The organism is Phytopseudomonas seleniipraecipitans (genome assembly GCF_900102335.1).
Taxonomy (GTDB): domain Bacteria; phylum Pseudomonadota; class Gammaproteobacteria; order Pseudomonadales; family Pseudomonadaceae; genus Aquipseudomonas; species Aquipseudomonas seleniipraecipitans.
In genome coordinates this window covers 24,812-43,810 of record NZ_FNBM01000007.1, presented here as the reverse complement: position 1 = coordinate 43,810, position 18,999 = coordinate 24,812, and the positions used below count along the sequence as shown (strand labels likewise).

At 61.9% G+C, this 18,999-nt stretch carries 16 protein-coding genes; 2 read left to right on the top strand and 14 right to left on the bottom strand.

Annotation, left to right across the window (positions count from 1 at the left end; translation table 11 throughout):
- Positions 1-218 precede the first annotated feature (218 nt).
- From BLS60_RS15165 to alaC, 11 genes are all read right to left on the bottom strand, one after another.
- Positions 219-1,805, bottom strand: a complete 1,587-nt coding sequence (locus tag BLS60_RS15165) for an ABC-F family ATPase (RefSeq protein WP_070883135.1) — start codon at positions 1,803-1,805, stop codon at positions 219-221.
- Between the two features lie 405 nt (positions 1,806-2,210).
- Complete coding sequence (locus BLS60_RS15160) at positions 2,211-2,651, bottom strand: hypothetical protein (protein ID WP_092369595.1); 441 nt, start codon at positions 2,649-2,651, stop codon at positions 2,211-2,213.
- Positions 2,652-2,832: 181 nt separating this feature from the next.
- Entirely contained in the window at positions 2,833-3,684 is an 852-nt protein-coding gene (gene sseA, locus BLS60_RS15155) for a 3-mercaptopyruvate sulfurtransferase (RefSeq protein ID WP_092369592.1), read from the bottom strand.
- Positions 3,685-3,795: 111 nt separating this feature from the next.
- Complete coding sequence (locus BLS60_RS15150; protein ID WP_070883138.1) at positions 3,796-4,074, bottom strand: peptidylprolyl isomerase; 279 nt, start codon at positions 4,072-4,074, stop codon at positions 3,796-3,798.
- Positions 4,075-4,179: 105 nt separating this feature from the next.
- Positions 4,180-4,698, bottom strand: coding sequence for a thioredoxin family protein (locus BLS60_RS15145; protein ID WP_092369589.1), 519 nt, complete (start codon positions 4,696-4,698; stop codon positions 4,180-4,182).
- A 64-nt stretch (positions 4,699-4,762) separates the two neighbouring features.
- A complete protein-coding gene (locus tag BLS60_RS15140) occupies positions 4,763-5,479 on the bottom strand; it encodes a substrate-binding periplasmic protein (protein ID WP_244153419.1) in 717 nt (238 codons plus the stop codon).
- A gap of 185 nt (positions 5,480-5,664) precedes the next feature.
- Positions 5,665-7,620: an acetoacetate--CoA ligase gene (locus BLS60_RS15135; RefSeq protein WP_092369582.1), complete on the bottom strand. Its 1,956-nt coding sequence runs from the start codon at positions 7,618-7,620 to the stop codon at positions 5,665-5,667.
- A 60-nt stretch (positions 7,621-7,680) separates the two neighbouring features.
- Positions 7,681-8,451 carry a 3-hydroxybutyrate dehydrogenase gene (locus BLS60_RS15130; protein WP_092369579.1) on the bottom strand — a complete coding sequence of 257 codons (771 nt, stop codon included), beginning with the start codon at positions 8,449-8,451 and terminating at the stop codon, positions 7,681-7,683.
- Positions 8,452-8,494: 43 nt separating this feature from the next.
- Entirely contained in the window at positions 8,495-9,886 is a 1,392-nt protein-coding gene (locus BLS60_RS15125) for a GntP family permease (RefSeq protein ID WP_092369576.1), read from the bottom strand.
- 278 nt (positions 9,887-10,164) lie between these two features.
- Positions 10,165-11,577: a sigma-54 interaction domain-containing protein gene (locus tag BLS60_RS15120; protein ID WP_420848476.1), complete on the bottom strand. Its 1,413-nt coding sequence runs from the start codon at positions 11,575-11,577 to the stop codon at positions 10,165-10,167.
- Between the two features lie 93 nt (positions 11,578-11,670).
- Entirely contained in the window at positions 11,671-12,915 is a 1,245-nt protein-coding gene (gene alaC, locus BLS60_RS15115) for an alanine transaminase (RefSeq protein ID WP_092369573.1), read from the bottom strand.
- 245 nt (positions 12,916-13,160) lie between these two features.
- Between alaC and ampC the strand changes: the two genes are divergently transcribed.
- Positions 13,161-14,324 carry a class C beta-lactamase gene (gene ampC, locus BLS60_RS15110; RefSeq protein ID WP_092369570.1) on the top strand — a complete coding sequence of 388 codons (1,164 nt, stop codon included), beginning with the start codon at positions 13,161-13,163 and terminating at the stop codon, positions 14,322-14,324.
- A gap of 88 nt (positions 14,325-14,412) precedes the next feature.
- On the opposite strand, the gene acnB is transcribed toward ampC, so the two are convergent.
- Positions 14,413-17,022, bottom strand: a complete 2,610-nt coding sequence (gene acnB, locus BLS60_RS15105) for a bifunctional aconitate hydratase 2/2-methylisocitrate dehydratase (protein ID WP_070883147.1) — start codon at positions 17,020-17,022, stop codon at positions 14,413-14,415.
- A 395-nt stretch (positions 17,023-17,417) separates the two neighbouring features.
- Here acnB and BLS60_RS15100 point away from each other — a divergent pair, with 395 nt between their 5' ends.
- Positions 17,418-17,894, top strand: coding sequence for a DUF1289 domain-containing protein (locus tag BLS60_RS15100; protein ID WP_092369567.1), 477 nt, complete (start codon positions 17,418-17,420; stop codon positions 17,892-17,894).
- 174 nt (positions 17,895-18,068) lie between these two features.
- Here BLS60_RS15100 and ppnP read toward each other — a convergent pair whose 3' ends face one another.
- Positions 18,069-18,350: a pyrimidine/purine nucleoside phosphorylase gene (gene ppnP / locus BLS60_RS15095; protein ID WP_070883149.1), complete on the bottom strand. Its 282-nt coding sequence runs from the start codon at positions 18,348-18,350 to the stop codon at positions 18,069-18,071.
- Positions 18,351-18,432: 82 nt separating this feature from the next.
- Positions 18,433-18,975 carry a 3'-5' exonuclease gene (locus tag BLS60_RS15090; RefSeq protein WP_092369564.1) on the bottom strand — a complete coding sequence of 181 codons (543 nt, stop codon included), beginning with the start codon at positions 18,973-18,975 and terminating at the stop codon, positions 18,433-18,435.
- Positions 18,976-18,999 lie beyond the last annotated feature (24 nt).

The following is an 18,999-nucleotide window of genomic DNA, read 5'->3' as shown; positions in this document are numbered from 1 at the left end:
CCATGCTGTCTGCAATTTCCTAGCCAGGGTCGAGCGCAGCGACACCCGGGGAGATTTCCTTGGTATCGCGATGCTCAACCCAGGCTACGGGGCGTTAGCTCGGGTCTGGCCGCGTAGGTCGAGGAGCGAAGCGGCGATAACCATCAAAAAACCATCTACACGAAAAAGCCCCGTCATCCAGTAGATGACGGGGCTTCTGGTCGTGCCGGTTCAGGCGATCAGACGATGATGCCCTGGCTGCGCAGGTAGTCGTCATAGGTGCCGCTGAAGTCGGTAACGCCGTTGTCCGACAGCTCGATGATGCGGGTGGCCAGGGAGCCGACGAACTCGCGGTCATGGCTGACGAAGACCAGTGTGCCCGGATAGTTTTCCAGCGCCAGGTTGAGCGCTTCGATGGATTCCATGTCCAGGTGGTTGGTCGGTTCGTCCATCACCAGCACGTTGGGCTTCTGCAGGATCAGCTTGCCGAACAGCATGCGGCCTTGCTCACCACCGGAGATCACCTTGACCGACTTGAGGATCTCGTCGTTGGAAAACAGCATGCGGCCGAGGGTGCCACGGATCACCTGCTCGCCGGTGGTCCACTGGCCCATCCAGTCGAACAGGGTCACATCGTCTTCAAAGTCGTGGGCATGATCCTGGGCGTAGTAACCCACCTCGGCGCTTTCCGTCCATTTCACCGCACCGGCGTCCGGCGTCAGCTCGCCGACCAGGGTACGCAGCAGGGTGGTCTTGCCGATGCCGTTGGGGCCGATGATCGCAACGCGCTCGCCGGCTTCGACGGTGAAACTGAAGTTCTTGAACAGTGGCTTGCCGTCGAAACCCTTGGACATCTGCTCGATGGTCACGGCCTGACGGTGCAGCTTCTTGGTCTGCTCGAAGCGGATGAACGGGCTGACCCGACTCGACGGCTTGACCTCGGCCAGCTGGATCTTGTCGATCTGCTTGGCACGGCTAGTGGCCTGCTTGGCTTTCGAGGCGTTGGCCGAGAAGCGGCTGACGAAGTTTTGCAGCTCGGAAATCTGCGCCTTCTTTTTGGCGTTATCCGACAGCAGCTGTTCGCGCGACTGGGTCGCCGCGGTCATGTATTCGTCGTAGTTACCCGGGAACAGGCGCAGCTCGCCGTAATCCAGGTCGGCCATGTGGGTGCAGACCGAGTTGAGGAAGTGACGGTCGTGGGAAATGATGATCATGGTGCTGTTACGCGCCGTGAGGATCGTTTCCAGCCAGCGGATGGTGTTGATGTCCAGGTGGTTGGTCGGCTCATCGAGCAGCAGCACGTCCGGATCTGAGAACAGCGCCTGAGCCAGTAGCACGCGAAGCTTCCAGCCAGGGGCGACTTCGCTCATCGGGCCAAAGTGCTGTTCCAGCGGAATGCCGAGGCCGAGCAGCAGCTCGCCGGCGCGAGATTCGGCGGTATAGCCGTCCATCTCGGCGAACTCGCCCTCGAGCTCACCGACTTTCATGCCGTCTTCTTCGCTCATTTCCGGCAGCGAGTAGATGCGGTCGCGCTCTGCCTTGACCTTCCACAGCTCTTCGTGACCCATGATCACGGTGTCGATCACGTTGAATTGCTCGTAGGCGAACTGATCTTGGCGCAGTTTGCCGAGGCGCACGTTCGGCTCCAGCATGACCTGGCCACCGGATGGCTCGAGATCACCGCCGAGGATTTTCATGAACGTCGACTTGCCGCAGCCATTGGCGCCGATCAGGCCGTAGCGGTTGCCGTTGTTGAACTTTACGGACACGTTCTCGAACAGCGGCTTGGCACCGAACTGCATCGTGATATTTGCGGTGGAAATCAAAGCTGTCTATCTCGCATGTTTCAAAGGGTGGGTTTAGTCTTTTGGGCAGTTATGGCAATTGCTTTGCTCATTTGCCCAGTCGCCTTCGCCATCAATCCGTCGGGCATAGCGAGTCAGCAAGAGCGGTACGGAGTGGCTCAACTGCCTGGCGACAATGCCAGAGCCATCCTGCCATGAGGCATGGTTGCGTCTATGTGGCGCGCATTGTACGGAGGACGCTAGCGAATACCCAGCGGTTTCAAGGGATGACAGCGCGGATGCTGCAGGTAATTCGTCTGCAAGCCTGTGCCGTTTACTTGTTGAAGGCGATCGCCGGGATGCATGATGGGTCGTGAATCGTTGCGAGCCAAAGAGCAAGGCCTCGCGGTGAGCGGCTGTTTCGACGCTAGCAGCGAGCATCAGGCGCTACGAGCGATTCACCAGTTCAACGAGGTGGTCGATAAAAAAGTCAGAGGTGAATTGGGACAGGAATGCATCGGCTGATGAAAACACAATCCACTGACCGTGCTCTTTACGAAGGGTCAGGGTGGGATGCTCAGGAGAAAGGTCGCTGAGGATTATCTGCAGTGTCGAATCGACGATGTCAGGTTTGAAGATCACCGTGTTGCCTGCCAGATCGATCTTCAGCGATTCCAGCTCGATGATCGCGCCGTCAAAGCTGTACTGGTCGTAGATTCGAATCAGTTCCACGCCACCCACATTGGAGATGTCGACATGGAGCATTCTGAACAGCTCGTCCAGCTGTGCTCTGATCAGCTCGATTTGCCGATCTCGCTCGGCCATGGCGTCATCGGTTCTTTCCCGATAAATCTTCAAGGCTCTTATCAGATCACTTTTGCTTGCCATTCCGTGGGTTCCTTGGTCATGTCGTCTGACTCTAGTCCAGCATTCGAGCCGACGCCAAGCCGCGGCGTCTCAGCTGGGCGCCGCCGCGGCCGGGGGGGCGGAGCCATTTCGCTGCACATGGCTGCCGGCCAATTGAAAGCCGGAGTCACGAAACCGGTCGGAATCAGGCAAAGCAGATTGGTCAGATGATTCCAGTCGCCTTGGGGGTATCCGCACGGCCGCCCCATTCGGTCCAGGAGCCGTCATACAGCGCGGCTTCAGGCAAGCCCGCTACCTCCAGGCCGAGCAGCAATACGGCTGCGGTCACACCGCTGCCGCAACTGGTGATCACGGTCTTCTTGCCGTCGACCCCAGCCTCGGCAAACAACGTGCGTAAGGTGTCAGGGGATTGCAGGGTGTGGTCGTTGCGCAACAGCTTGCTGTACGGCAAGTTGCGGCTACCGGGAATGTGCCCCGAGACCACGCCCGGCCGCGCTTCCGCGGTGCTGCCGTCGAAGCGGTTGGCTGCGCGGGCATCGAGTATCAGCGAGTCTTCCCGGTCGATGGCTTCCAGTACGTCACCCAGACCTCTGAGCCTGCGGGTATGCACGTTGGTGGTGAAGGTACGCCCGGTCGCGACGGCAGGTTCGCCTCTTTCGCTTGGGCGACCTTCGGCGAGCCATTTTGGCAGCCCGCCATCGAGGACTGCCACGTGTTGGTGGCCAAAATAGCGAAACAGCCACCAGGCGCGGGCCGCGGAGAACAGGCCCTTCTGGTCATAGACCACAACGCGGCAGTGGTTGTCGACGCCCTCGGCAGCAATCAACCGGGCGAAACGGCCCTGGGACGGCACGGTGTGCGGCAGCGGCGTATCCGGGTCGGAAAAGGCATCGATATCGAAGAAGCGCGCACCAGGGATATGCGCCTTGAGGTACTCGTCGCGGCCGCGCTTCGCCTCGTTGGGGAGGTAAGTGCTGGCGTCGAACACCACCACATCAGCGGCATTGCCTTCGCGGGCAAGCCATTCGCTGGTGACCAATGGGCCAAAAGTCATCAATCATCTCCTGTACGTCTGTGGCTTTCATCCTGCCAACTGGGCTGGCATCTGACACCCCACCGTGCGTCAGCTCGGCTAGACCATTTTTACTATGCATAGACGGTGACGTCAGTCGCGGAAGAACACCTGAACCAGGTGATAACCGAATTGACTCTTCACCGGACCATGCACCTCGCGCAGCGCTTTCTTGAATATCACCTGGTCGATGGCGCGCACCATCTGCCCAGGCCGCACTTCGCCCAGGTCGCCGCCTTTCTTTCCGGACGGGCAGGTAGAGTGCTTGCGTGCCAGCACATCGAACGCCTCGCCGGCAGCGATGCGCTTCTTCAGGCCGGCAGCTTCCGCTTCGGTCTTGACCAGGATATGGCGGGCCATTGCCTTTGCCATGGCAGGTTCCTTCAGTTAGTCGGGCGCATAGTGTGCCAGTATTTATGCCGCGATCGGCGTGACCAGGCTGTCGGCTCGGGCTGGCTGTTGCCGCTTGCGTGGCAATCAGGGGCGTGCAGGCTGCTCGTGCGCTTCGATGATTGCCAGCAGATCATCCAGGGTGCTGTGCAGGTAACGCCCGGCACGGTAGTCGGGCTTGATCGCCTCGCCGCCGGTGATGACCGCCTGAGGCTGCTCGACGAAACGGCCGATCAGCTCGAAGCGCTCATCCAGTACCAGAACCAGTGGAATCGGGATGCGCTCCAGCTTCAGCTGGTCACTCAGGTCGTGCTCGGCCCGGCCTTTGGAGATGATCGCCAAGGTCACCTTGGGTTGCGTGCGTTGCAGGTGATCCATCGCCGTCAGGTTCAGCTGGCAATCCGGGCACCACATCTCCGCAGCCGCTAACAGGTGGTAACGGCCTTGTACTGCCGCCAGCCGGCGCCGTGTGTTGGCGCTCACATTCTCTGCGGCGTCCAGCTGCGCTCGCGCGCTGTGCACAGCGGCAATTTCGGTGGGCAGGCCGCGGCTGACGAAAGCCTCGAAGGGCTCTCCGATGGCGACCAGTTCCTGATAATGGGGCATGCGGATTCTCCAGCAGACGGCATGACAGTCCAGCAGAAAAGTCGCGGTGCGACAATCGCAGGATCTACGGCGCCGGCACGTAACGTTCGCTGATGCGTTGCAGGCTGCCGTCTTTGCGCATGTGTTCAAGGGCGTCGTGGACGGCTTTGACCAGTTGCGGATCGCACTGCAGCGAACAGGCGATATACATGTCCAGCGGCGCCAGCAGTGTACTCATCGCCAGGTCGGGGCCGGCATCCCAGAGGTGGCGGCCTTCCAGCTCAGTGGTGAACCAGGCATCCACGCGGCCGCGCCTGACCAGCTGGATCGGCTGGTCACCGAGCTTCAGCGCATACAGCTGATCGTCCCGGAAACCGCTGCGCCTGAGAATTTCTTCCTGCGCGGAGCCCAGACCGACAGCAACCAGGCGATAGCGCTGGCGCGCTTCTTCGAGGCTGGCGACCGGGTTGTCGAGGGTAAAGAAGGCGCGGTGCAGGGGTTGGATATTGGCCACCCAGGTGAAGTGTGCTTCCCGTTCCGGTGTACGCGAGAGCGGCACGATCATGATGTCTTGCGATTCCTGGGTGCGTTTTTGCGCACGTGCCCAGGGGGCATTGACCACCACGGCGTTATAGCCCGCCCGCTGCAGCGCCATGACGGCGATATCGCCGGTAATGCCGTGGCCATTGTCGCCGTGCAAGGCCAATGGCGGGGCATCCGGCATATAAAGCTGGATATCGCGCGGCCCGGCATATGACGAGCAGGGCAGCAGCACTGACAACAGGCAGGCGATAAGGCGCAAAGCGAGCATTCCTTGGCGATATATCGCGAGTATAGGAGCTGCTGGGCAGGAAATCTGTGAATCATTGGCAGGCGGCATGAGGCGTTCGAGTCTGCAGCGCCGCCGTAGGGCGCGACTGATCCGTTGCCTGATTCAGGCTGTTGGTGGGTTCTCGCCCGGCCTTGTGGGCCGGGCGATAACGGCCTTCACTCTCGCAGTTGCGGCAGGTCGCGATAGAGTTCCAGCGCCTGCGGGTTGGCCAGGGCGTCGGTATTCTTCACCGGTTGGCCGTGCACCACATTGCGTACTGCCAGTTCGACGATCTTGCCGCTGATGGTGCGCGGAATATCCGCCACCGCGACGATCCGTGCCGGCACGTGGCGCGGCGTGGTGTTGGCGCGGATCACCTGGCAGATCTGCTTCTGCAACGCGTCATCAAGCCGCACGCCATCGCGCAGACGCACAAACAGGACCACGCGCACATCACCGTCCCATTGCTGGCCGATGGCGATGGACTCCAGCACCTGTTCGATCTTCTCTACCTGACGATAGATTTCGGCGGTGCCGATGCGCACGCCTCCGGGGTTGAGAACGGCGTCTGAGCGGCCGTGGATGATGAGCCCGCCGTGGCGCGTTTCTTCGGCGTAGTCGCCATGCGCCCAGATGCCGGGAAAGGTGTCGAAGTAGGCGCTGCGAAACTTCTCGCCATCAACGTCGTTCCAGAAGCCCACGGGCATCGAGGTGAAATGCCTGGCGCACACCAGCTCACCTTTTTCGCCGACCACCGACTGGCCGTCGTCACTCCAGACTTGGACGTCCATGCCCAGGCCCTTGCACTGGATTTCGCCGCGGTACACGGGTGACACCGGGTTGCCGAGCGCGAAACACGAGACGATATCGGTGCCACCGGAGATCGACGACAGGCAGACATCGGCCTTGATGTCGCGGTACACGTAATCGAAGCTCTCGTGGGCCAGCGGCGAGCCGGTGGAAAGAATGGCCTTGAGCCGCGTCAGTCGGTGGGTTTCGCGTGGCTTGGCGCCGGCCTTTTCCAGGGCCGCGATGAATTTGGCGCTGGTGCCGAACACGCTGATGTCCTCGGCATCGATCAGATCAATCAGCCGCGTGGGCTCGGGGTGGAAGGGCGAGCCGTCGTACAACACCAGGGTGGCGCCCAGGGCCAGGCCGGAGACCAGCCAGTTCCACATCATCCAGCCGCAGGTGGTGTAGTAGAACAGCGTGTCTTCATCGCCCACATCGCTGTGCAGCCCCAGCTCCTTGACGTGTTGCAGCAGCGTGCCGCCGGCGCCATGGACGATGCACTTGGGCACGCCAGTGGTGCCGCTGGAGTAGAGAATGTACAGCGGGTGTTCGAACGGCACTGCCGTGAACTGTGGCTCGCCCTCGGCGCAGTAGAAGTCGTCCCAGCACTCGACCCTGGCCTGGGTCTGGAAGTCGCCGGCCTTGCAGCCGGTGTTGGCGTAAGGCACCACGACCAGCTGCTGCAGCGTTGGCAGGTGCGAGAGAATGTCGTTGAGCTTGCCGGTCAGGTCGAGGTTCTTGCCCGCATAGCGATAACCCGCACAGGCGATCAGCACCTTGGGTTCGATCTGGCCGAAACGGTCGATCACGCCCTGAGTGCCGAAATCCGGTGAGCAGCTCGACCAGGTCGCGCCCAGGCTGGCGGTGGCGAGCATGCCGACCAGGGTCTGCCACGTGTTGGGCATGAACGCCGCGACTCGGTCGCCAATCCCCACGCCCGCTTCCTGCAGGCTGCGCTGCAGGCCGGCTACGTGCGCTGCCAGTTGCGCGTAGCTGAGCTGTTCACGGCTGCCGTCTTCGGCTACCGCGACGATAGCAGGGTGCTCGTCACGACGGCGAAGCAGGTGTTCAGCAAAATTCAGCGTAGCGCCCGGAAACCAGTGAGCGCTGGGCATGGCCGCGCCTTCTTCGAGCACCGCCCGCGGTTGTTGGCTGAAGCGAATGTCGAAGACCTCGGCGATGGCCTGCCAGAACGCTTCGCGCTCGCTCACGCTCCAGGCGTGCAGCGCCGCGTAGTCGGCCAGATCCAGGCCGTGGCGGCAGTTCACGAAGCGGCGGAAGGCATCCATGCGTGTAGCGCTGATGCGTTCGGCCGTGGGCGTCCAGAGCGGTTGCTGCATTGGGTTACCTCACTACTTTTTTATTCGTGGGCAAGGCCGTTGAGCCCTGCCGGTTTGCGTCTATTGTGCCAGCCAGCCGCCATCCATGTTCCAGGCCGCGCCGCGTACCTGGGCCGCTGCATCGCTGCACAGAAACAAGGCCAGCTCGCCGAGCTGGTGGGGCGTGACGAACTCCAGCGACGGCTGCTTTTCAGCCAGCAGGTTAAGCCGTTCGGCTTCACTGTCGCCGCTTTCGGCCGCGCGGGCATCGATCTGCGCTTGCACCAGGGGCGTCAGTACCCAGCCGGGGCAGATGGCGTTACAGGTGATGCCCGTTGTGGCGGTTTCCAGCGCCACGGACTTGCTCAGGCCGATCAGCCCGTGCTTGGCCGCCACGTAGGCGCTCTTGCCGGGCGACGCCGCCAGGCCATGGGCCGAGGCGATATTGATGATGCGCCCCCAGTTGCGCTGGCGCATGCCGGGCAACGCCAGGCGGGTGGTGTGAAAGGCCGAGGACAGATTGATGGCGATGATCGCGTCCCAGCGCTCCGGAGCGAAATCCTCCACTGGCGAAACGTGCTGGATGCCGGCGTTGTTGACCAGAATGTCGATGGTACCGAACTCGCGCTCGGCGTAGGCGATCATCGCTTCGATCTGCTGCGGATCGCTCATGTCCGCGGGATGGTGAAGCACCTTGCCGCCAGACACCGCCACCGCGTCGATGGCCGCCTGGGCGTCGCCGAAGCCATTGAGCAGCAGGTCGGCGCCAGCTTCGGCCAGCACCAGCGCGATGCCCAGGCCGATGCCGCTGGTGGAACCGGTGACCAGTGCGGTCTTGCCTTTGAGGTTCATAACAACTCCTTGGGTGTGCAGCGAGGCGCACCTGTCACGAAAACTAAACGATGCCGGTGGTGTAAAAGACGCCGATGACGAAAAACACCGCGACGGTCTTGATAATGGTGATGCCGAAAATGTCCTTGTAGGCTTCGCGGTGCGTCAGCCCGGTCACGGCCAGCAGGGTGATCACCGCGCCGTTGTGGGGCAGGGTGTCCATGCCGCCGCTGGCCATGGAGGCGACGCGGTGCATGACTTCCAGCGGGATATTGGCGGCGTTGGCGGCGGCGATGAAACTGTCGGACATAGCCGCCAGCGCGATGCTCATACCACCCGACGCCGAGCCGGTGATGCCGGCGAGCAGAGTGACGGTCACGGCCTCGTTGACCAGCGGATTGGGGATGCCCTTGAGCGCATCCGCGAGGATCAGGAAGCCTGGCAGCGACGCGATCACCGCCCCGAAACCGTATTCCGACGCGGTATTCATCGCCGCCAGCAGCGAGCCACCGACCGCTGCCTTGGTGCCCTCGGCGAGCTTTTCGCGAATGACCCCGAAGGCGCTAATTAGTACCAACAGAATCCCTAGCAGCAGGGCAGCCTGCACTGCCCAAATGGCGGTCAGTTTGCTGACGTCGGTCTGCAGTGGCGCCGCCATGCCGGCTAATTGCAGGCTGTGGGTCTTGCCGTAGAACTCGGGAATCCAGTGGGTGAACAGCAGATTTGCCACGCCTACCAGAATCAGCGGCGCTACGGCCAGCAAGGGGCTGGGCAGCTTGATGTCGTCCGGGGTTTCCGGCTCGTTACGCAGTTCGGTGCCATAACCCTCGCCAGCCCGCAGCGCTTTGCCCAACTGCCGGCGCAGATAAAGCATGCCGACACCGAGCACGAACAGGCTGCCGATCAGCCCCAGCCAGGGCGCGGCCCAGGCGGTGGTGTTGAAGAAGGTGGTGGGGATGATGTTCTGGATTTGCGGCGTGCCGGGCAGTGCGTCCATGGTGAAGCTGAACGCGCCGAGGGCGATGGTCGCCGGAATCAGTCGCTTGGGAATGTTGCTCTGGCGGAACATCTCGGCCGCGAACGGGTAGACCGCGAACACCACCACGAACAGCGATACGCCGCCGTAGGTGAGCAGGGCGCAGACCAGCACGATCACCAGCATCGCCTGGCCGGTGCCGAATACGCGGATGGCGGCCGCCACGATGGAACGCGAGAACCCGGACAGCTCGATCAGTTTGCCGAATACGGCACCGAGCAGGAACACCGGAAAATACAGCTTGATGAAGCCCACCATCTTTTCCATGAACACCCCGGTGAAGGCGGGCGCCACGGCGCTGGGGTCGGTGAGCAGCACCGCACCGAGGGCGGCGATGGGAGCGAAGAGGATGACGCTGTAGCCACGGTAGGCGGCGAGCATCAGTAGAGCCAGTGCAGCGAGGGCGATGATGACACTCATCGACGATCTCCTGACCCTGCAGCACGGCGAATCGAGAGGCTGCCGTGGCCTTCGGATTAACTCGCACAGGCGCTGTGGGCGCTTTTGTTTTTGTTGTCGGCGGCGGGTGGGCCCGCGACTGACACATAGCGAGTTTTATGCCAGATTTATAAGCCTATGAATTATAAGAACTTTATTTTTAATCTCATGCCGCTGCGTGGTTTTTGTCCCGTTTAAGGGACGAACGCAACGCCTGGCGCTTGCCAGGCGCGCTGCATGGCGTTGTCCCTGAAATGGGATTAGTCCCGAAATAAGGACGAGAGGCCAAGTTCGAGCATCTTCCGATACAGGGTGGAGCGGCCCAGCCCCAGGCGTTTCGCCGCCTGAGGCACATCGCCTGCGGTGGTGGCCAATGCCTTGCGGATCAGCTCCCGCTCGAACTGCGCACGTGCCTGGTGAAAGTCTTCGATCTGACCCTCATCTGCGGCCGTCGTGTCTGTTTCAGGTAATGCCTGCAGCGTACCGATTGCCGCCGCTACCGCAGCGCGGTCGAGCAATATTTCATCGCTGAGCAGGCAGGCGCGCTCCAGCACATTGTGCAGCTCGCGGACGTTGCCGGGCCAGGCATGCCGAGCGAGCAGCGCCATGGCATCGGGGTGCAGTTCGTGGCGCCCCTGCAGTGCATCGAAGATCGCTTCGCAGAGCGCCGGCAGATCCTCCAAACGTTCGCGCAATGGTGGTACGGCGATGGTCAGCACGTTGAGGCGGTAATACAGGTCGGCGCGGAAGGCGCCTTTGCGCACCGCTGCCTCCAGGTCTATGGAGGTGGCGGCGATAAGCCGTATATCGCTGCGCAGCACCTCGTTGGAGCCCACCGGCTCGAACTCTTTCTCCTGCAGCACTCGCAGCAGCTTGCTCTGCAGCGGCAATGGCATGTCGCCGATTTCGTCGAGAAACAACGTGCCACCGTGGGCGATCTGCAACTTGCCGGCGCGCCCCTTACGGTCGGCACCGGTAAATGCGCCCGGCGCGGTGCCGAAGAACTCCGCTTCGAGCAGCGTCTCGGGAATAGCCGCGGTGTTCAGGCTGACGAAGGGTTTGCTGGCCCGTGGCGACGCATTGTGAATGGCATGGGCCAGCAACTCCTTGCCGGTGCCGGTCTCGCCCAGCAGCAACACCGCCGAGTCGCTGGTGGCGCTGCGCCGGGCCAGACGTTTGACCTCCAGGCTGCGGGCGCTGGTGCCGATGAAATGGGCGAAGCTGTACTTGGCCTGACGGGACTTGAGTTGCGAGCGCGTCGAGGCCAGTTCCTGCTGCATCGCCTGGTAGCGGGCCAGTAGCGGCGACAGCGACTGCAACTCGTCGAACAGCGCGAAGCCAATGGCGCCAATCACCTGGCCAGCATCGTCCTGGATGGGCAGGCGCATGACCACCAGAGGCTCGCGGGGGGTGTCCATCATGTCCAGCAGGATCGGCCGGCCGCTTTTCACAACGTCACGCAGCAGGCTGCCGGGAATCACGCTTTCGCAGGGTCTGCCGATGGCTTCGCTGGCATGCCCGAGGCCAAAACGCTGGGCGTAACGCTCGTTGATCCACACGATGCGCGCATCACGGTCGACGATGATGGTGCCTTCGCTGGATTGCTCGAAAATCTCGAACAGCGACTGGATGGCCAGTTGGCGGACGTAGGGGTAATTGCCGAGGTCGTTCATGGCGCTCATCGTGACGGATGCAGAGCGCGGATCATAAACCAGATGTTCGTCGGGACGGGGCGTGGCGCGCAAACGCGTGCCACGCCCGCTCATTCAGGGCGCGTCGGCTGCCTTGCGCGGGGCCTTGGCGGGGGTCGCCTCGATCAATCCGTCGGCCCGGAACATGGCCTTTATGCCACGCACGGCCTGGCGGATACGGTCCTGGTTTTCGATCAGCGCGAAGCGCACGTGGTCGTCACCGTAATCACCGAAGCCGATGCCCGGCGACACGCAGACCTTGGCTTCGGCGAGCTGCTTCTTGGCGAATTCCAGGGAACCGAGGTGCGCGTAGGCGTCGGGGATCTTCGCCCACACGTACATCGAAGCCTTGGGGTTCTCGACCATCCAGCCCAGCTCGTGCAGGCCCTTGACCAGTACGTTGCGGCGCTGGCGGTACTGCTCGGCGATGTCGCGCACGCACTGCTGGTCGCCTTCCAGCGCCGCGATGGCCGCCACCTGCAGCGGGGTGAAGGTGCCGTAGTCGTGATAGCTCTTGATCCTTCCCAGGGCGTTGACCAGCTCCGGGTTGCCGACCATGAAGCCGATTCGCCAGCCGGCCATGTTGTAGCTCTTAGACAGGGTGAAGAACTCCACGGCGATGTCCTTGGCGCCCGGTACCTGCATGATCGACGGGGCTTTCCAGCCGTCATAGACGATGTCGGCGTAGGCCAGGTCATGGATAACCAGTACGTTGTACTGCTTGGCCAGGGCCACCACGCGCTCGAAGAAATCCAGCTCCACGCACTGCGCGGTGGGGTTGGACGGGAAGCCCAGAATCATCATCTTCGGCTTGGGAATGCTCTCGCGGATCGCCCGCTCCAGCTCGATGAAGAAGTCCACCCCAGGCACCAGCGGCACCGAACGCACCTGGGCGCCGGCGATCACTGCACCGTAGATATGAATCGGGTAGCTGGGGTTGGGCACCAGCACGGTATCGCCATGATCCAGGGTGGCCAGCATCAGATGCGCCAGGCCTTCCTTGGAACCGATAGTGACGATGGCTTCGCTTTCCGGGTCGATGTCGACCTGATAGCGATCCTGGTACCAGCGCGAGATCGCCCGGCGCAGGCGCGGGATACCACGGGAGGTGGAGTAGCCATGGGTGTCTTCACGCTGAGCGACCTGCACCAGCTTTTCCACGATATGCGGCGGCGTCGCGCCATCGGGGTTGCCCATGCTCAGGTCGATGATGTCCTCGCCACGGCGGCGAGCGGCCATCTTCAATTCAGCGGTGATGTTGAAAACGTAAGGGGGGAGACGATCGATGCGCGCAAAGCGGCGCGGAGCTTGGTCAGCCATGCTTTCCTCGAACAACGTAAGCGCCCGGAACCGTCCGAGCGACGTAGGCCACTGCGGTGGCCTGGCCGGACAATAATCTCAGTGGAAGGCTTTGTCGAGAGCCCCAGCAGAAACAATCTCGCGTGCTGCACAGTCGCTCGTGGCCGGCATGAAACGATATTCTTGACCACAACTCGAACACCGATGCTGACCCTCGGGCACGCGAATCGGCGTCACATCACAATAAACAGAGAGCCGTCATCGAGATGAATCACCGATATATCGCCACGGGCCTGCTCACCGCCAGCCTGGCCCTGTCGCTGCCTGCCGTTGCCATGTCCGAGCAGGCGTTTCAGGCCCGTGCTGCTGAGGTGTTCAAGCCACTGATGGAAAAGTACGACGTTCCGGGTCTGGCTGTCGGCGTGACCTGGCAGGGCAAGCATTATGTGTACACCCAGGGTATGGCGGACCGGGCAGCAGCCATCGCGGTCGACTCCGACACGTTGTTCGAGGTGGGTTCGCTGAGCAAGACCTTCAACGTTACCCTGGCGGCACTCGCGCAGCAGCGTTCGCTGTTGTCGCTCGATGACCCGGTGGCGAAGCACATCCCCGAACTGGGTAAGCGTCCCTTCGGCGCGTTGAGCCTCATGGACCTGGCCACCCACCACAGCAGCGGCCTGCCATTGCAGCCGCCGGATGTGGCCAAAGACGACGCCAGCCTGATGGTCTGGCTGAAACAATGGCAGCCGGTGGCCGGCCGTGGCCATGAGCGCGCTTACTCCAACGTCAGTATCGGCATGCTTGGGCGGATCTCGGCCCAGGCATTCGGGCAGCCCTATGCCCAGGCACTTGACGACAACGTGCTGCAGCCACTGGCGCTTCAGCATACTTACGTCGACGTGCCTGCTCCGCAGATGAAGCACTATGCCTATGGCTATGCGCGTGAGACCAACGCAGCAATCCGGGTCAACCCGGGCATGCTCGATGCCGAAGCCTACGGCTTGAAGTCGAACATTGGCGACATGCTGCGCTTCATCGATATCAACCTGGGCGCCGTCGCGGTGCCTGAACAGCTTTCCGCCGCGATACAAGCGACGCATCAGGGCGTCACTCGAACATCCGAGTTCACCCAGGCGATGATCTGGGAACGCTATCCCTGGCCGGTTTCCCGCGAGCGGCTGTTAGCCGGCAACGCACCGGCCTTGGCCCTCGAAAGTCAGCCGGCCAGCCGCTTGAGCAGCAGAGAGATCTCCGAGCAGGGCGTACTCTTCAGCAAGACCGGCTCGACCAATGGCTTTGGTGGTTATGTCGCCTTCCTTCCCGATGAAGAGATTGGCCTGGTCCTGCTGGCCAACCGCAACGTGCCGTTGGAACCTCGTGTAGGTGCGGCCTTCAGGCTGTTGCAGCAAGTACTGAAGGATGATCGGTAAGCGAAGAAAGCGATTGTCGGTGCAATGAACATCCGCCAGGCAATAAAAAACCCCGCCGAAGCGGGGTTTTTTTAACGCGGGTGAAGCCTTAAGCCTGAACCACCGGGATGTTCGCGTTGGCCGCAGCCTCGCGGAACTCGGCGATCTGGTCGAAGCTCAGGTATCGGTAAACGTCGGCAGCCATGCTGTCGATGTTCTTCGCGTACTCCATGTACTCCTCGACGGTCGGCAGCTTGCCCAGGATGGACGCGACAGCGGCCAGCTCGGCAGAAGCCAGGTACACGTTGGCACCATCACCCAGGCGGTTCGGGAAGTTACGGGTCGAGGTCGACACCACGGTCGAATTCGGCTCGACGCGTGCCTGGTTACCCATGCACAGCGAGCAGCCCGGCATTTCCATGCGCGCGCCGGCCTTGCCGTAGATGCCGTAGTAGCCTTCTTCGGTCAGCTGGTGAGCGTCCATCTTGGTCGGCGGCGACAGCCACAGGCGGGTCGGCAGCTGGCCTTTGACTTGCTCCAGCAGCTTACCGGCCGCGCGGAAGTGACCGATGTTGGTCATGCACGAACCGATGAACACTTCATCGATCTTCTCGCCCTGAACGGTCGACAGCAGACGCGCGTCGTCCGGATCGTTAGGCGCGCAGAGCACCGGCTCCTTGATATCGGCCAGGTCGATTTCGATGATTTCGGCGTATTCGGCATCGGCGTCGGCGGACAGCAGGTCCGGCTGGGCCAACCAGGCTTCCATCGCCTGAGCACGACGTTCCATGGTGCGCGCATCGCCGTAGCCTTCGCTGATCATCCAGCGCAGCAGGGTGATGTTCGAGGTCAGGTACTCGGCAATGGCCTTTTCCGGCAGCTTGATGGTGCAACCTGCAGCGGAACGCTCTGCCGAGGCGTCGGACAGCTCGAACGCCTGCTCGACGGTCAGCTCGTCCAGACCTTCGATTTCCAGGATGCGGCCCGAGAAGGCGTTGATCTTGCCTTTCTTCTCGACGGTCAGCAGACCTTTCTGGATGCCGTAGTAAGGGATGGCGTGTACCAGGTCACGCAGGGTGATGCCTGGGTTCAGCTTGCCCTTGAAGCGCACCAGAACCGACTCCGGCATGTCCAGCGGCATAACGCCGGTGGCAGCGGCGAAGGCAACCAGGCCGGAGCCGGCCGGGAAGGAGATGCCGATCGGGAAGCGGGTATGCGAGTCACCACCGGTACCAACGGTATCCGGCAGCAGCATGCGGTTCAGCCAGCTGTGGATGATGCCGTCGCCAGGACGCAGCGACACGCCGCCACGGGTGCGGATGAAATCCGGCAGGGTGTGGTGGGTGGTGACGTCGATCGGCTTCGGATAGGCGGCGGTGTGGCAGAAGGACTGCATCACCAGGTCGGCGGAGAAGCCCAGGCACGCCAGGTCTTTCAGCTCGTCGCGGGTCATCGGGCCAGTGGTGTCCTGGGAGCCGACGGTGGTCATCTTCGGTTCGCAATAGGTGCCCGGACGGACGCCTTTGCCTTCCGGCAGACCGCACGCCTTGCCGACCATCTTCTGGGCCAGGGTGAAGCCCTTGCCAGTGTCGACCGGTGCTTCCGGCAGTTTGAACAGGTCGGTTGGGCCCAGGCCCAGCTCAGCACGCGCCTTCTCGGTCAGGCCGCGGCCGACGATCAGCGGAATACGGCCGCCAGCACGAACTTCGTCGAGCAGTACCGGAGTCTTCAGTTCGAACGTGGTGATCACTTCGTCGCTATCGTGCTTGCAGACCTTGCCCTGGTGCGGGTAAAGGTCGATCACGTCGCCCATGTTGATGTTCGAGACGTCAAACTCGATCGGCAGGGCGCCAGCATCTTCCATGGTGTTGTAGAAGATCGGTGCGATCTTGGTGCCGAAGCAGAAGCCGCCAGCACGCTTGTTCGGAACAAACGGAATGTCGTCGCCGAAGAACCACAGCACCGAGTTGGTGGCGGATTTACGCGAAGAACCGGTACCGACCACGTCACCGACGTAGGCAACCGGGAAACCGTCGCCATACATCTGGGCGATCTGCTTCATCGGGCCGATGGAGCCTTGCACGTCAGGCACGATGCCTTCGCGGGCCATTTTCAGCATGGCCAGGGCGTGCAACGGGATGTCCGGGCGCGACCAGGCATCTGGAGCGGGCGACAGGTCGTCGGTGTTGGTTTCGCCGGTTACCTTGAAGACGCGCAGGCTGATCTTGTCGGCCAGAGTAGGGCGCTTTTTGAACCACTCGCCGTCAGCCCAGGACTGCAGCACGCCTTGGGCGTGGGCATTGCCCGCTTTGGCTTTTTCGGCAACGTCGTGGAACGCGTCGAACATCAGCAGGGTGTGCTTGAGCTGTTCAGCGGCGATGGCGGCCAATTCGCTGTCATCGAGCAACTCGACCAGGGTGGCGATGTTATAGCCGCCCTGCATGGTGCCGAGCAGTTCGGTCGCACGCTTCTTGTCGAGCAGCGGGGAGGTGGCTTCGCCTTTGGCGACAGCGGAGAGGAAACCGGCTTTTACATAGGCCGCTTCGTCGACGCCTGGCGGCACGCGGTTGGTGATCAGGTCGAGGAGGAATTCTTCTTCGCCGGCCGGCGGATTCTTCAGCAGGTCGACGAGACCGGCGGTTTGTTCGGCGTTTAGCGGCTGGGGCACGATACCCTGGGCGGCACGCTCTGCTACGTGTTTGCGGTAGGCTTCAAGCACAGTTATTACCCTCATCATTGGTCCCAAATAGGGTGTCCGGGACGCATGCAGGAATGCATCAAACACATCCGCAGCTCAGCCTCATGGGCTGTGCGCGATGGTTTCAATGCTTCCATCCGGAAGCTGCTTTCAAAGTTTTACGCCGGCAGGACGGGTCTGATGAGGGGCTGGCATGGCCGGGGGATGACCATGCCAACATCGACCTGCAGGATCGACTGTGCTCGTGACGCTTTGAAAACAGCTTCCAACGGACATTGGCGCCTTTCGCAAGGCGCGCTGATTCTAGCGGAAAACTGCGACAAAGGTAAGCGAAAGACCCGTCACCCTCTGGGGTGATCCGTATTAGACAAAGGGCTAAGATGCGCGCTCTCAAGTCTTGTGTATCGATGTAACGCATGCCCAATCAACCGATCAAGACGCCCTGCGTCGGCCTGTGCTCCACCGTATTCGGCGATACCGTGTGCCGTGGCTGCAAGCGCTTCCACCATGAAGTGATCAACTGGAACGGTTACAGCGACGAAGAAAAGCAGTCGGTGTGGCTGCGCCTGGAAGTACTTCTGGTGCAGGTGATGGCCGCCAAGTTGGAAGTTTTCGATGAGCAACTCCTGCTCAAACAGCTGCAGCAACGGCAGATCCGCTATGTGGCGCATCAATCACCGTATTGCTGGGCGTATCAACTGCTGGCTCGCGGCGCCCGGGCGATTAGCCTGCTGGATGCTTACGGAATCGTGCTGCTGCCGGAGTTTCGCGACTGGGAATTGCCCGACCTGCGTGACGCGATCGATCGAGAGTTCTTCCTGCTTTCCGAGGCGCATTTCGAGCGCTATATCGCGCCGCGCTTTCTCAAGGAAGGTATGGAGCTGCGCGTTTAGGCCGGCTAACCCTGTAGACCGACGCTGAGGGGATCAGTTGTCCTGAGTATCGCTGCGCTCAACCACAGGCTACAGTCGCGTCAAACCTGCAGTCAGGGTTGCTCGACGATTTGCTGTCCTTGCCACGCAAAAGCCCGGCGCTTGGCCGGGCTTGCAGTTACAGCTCGCGATCTCTTAGCGGTATTCGCACAGATAGGCGGTGTCCTGCTCGACCTTCAGCTGGAACTTGCTGTTGGCGGGGACGGTGAAACGGCTACCGGCGGTGAAGGTTTCCCAGCTGTCGCTGCCTGGCAGTTTCACGGTCAGTGCGCCAGCGATTACATGCATGACTTCCAGCTGGCTGGTGCCGAACTCGTATTCGCCTGCGGCCATGACGCCGATGGTGGCCGGGCCTTCTGCCATGCCGAACGCGATGGATTTGACGGTGCCGTCGAAATACTCATTGACCTTGAACATGTGCATCCTCGTTAGGGGCAGGAATAAATGGCCGGCAAGTATGCCCAAGGCGATTCCTGGCGTCACCTGTCTCGCAAGTCGCTCATTTGCCCATCACCAGCGGTAGCAGGCGCGCGGTGTTACGCGCGTCGGTCAGGGCGCGATGCTGCTGGCCGCTGAAGCCGATACCCGCCAGTTGCAGCGCTGCATTGAGGCCAACCGGGCGCGCCAGCTGGCGTTCTTTGGCGAACCGCTGTTTGAGGTTCACGTGGGGCAGCGTCTGGAGATGGCTGGCGAGCCCGTTGCGCTGCCAATCCTGCAGCAGTTGCTGGCGGTCGTAGTCGCCCCAGCTGCACCAGCCTTGCAGGCGCGGTCGATGGGGCTCGATCCAGCGCTCGAACTGCAGCCATACGGTGCTCAGTGCTTGCGCCGAGTCGACATCCGCCTGGCTGATATGCGTCAGCTCGCGGCAGAAACGAGTGAGATTGGGGCGGCGTAGCGGGCGCACGAAACGTTGAAAATGGTCGATTTCATGACCGCTGCTGCCTACCAGGCTGGCGCCGATCTCGATGATCTCCATATGCTCGATGGGCCAGCCACCTTCCTCGGTGGTGGCCTCCAGATCAATGACTAGCCACTGCCCCATAGCCGCTCCTTGTCGATAGGCCGA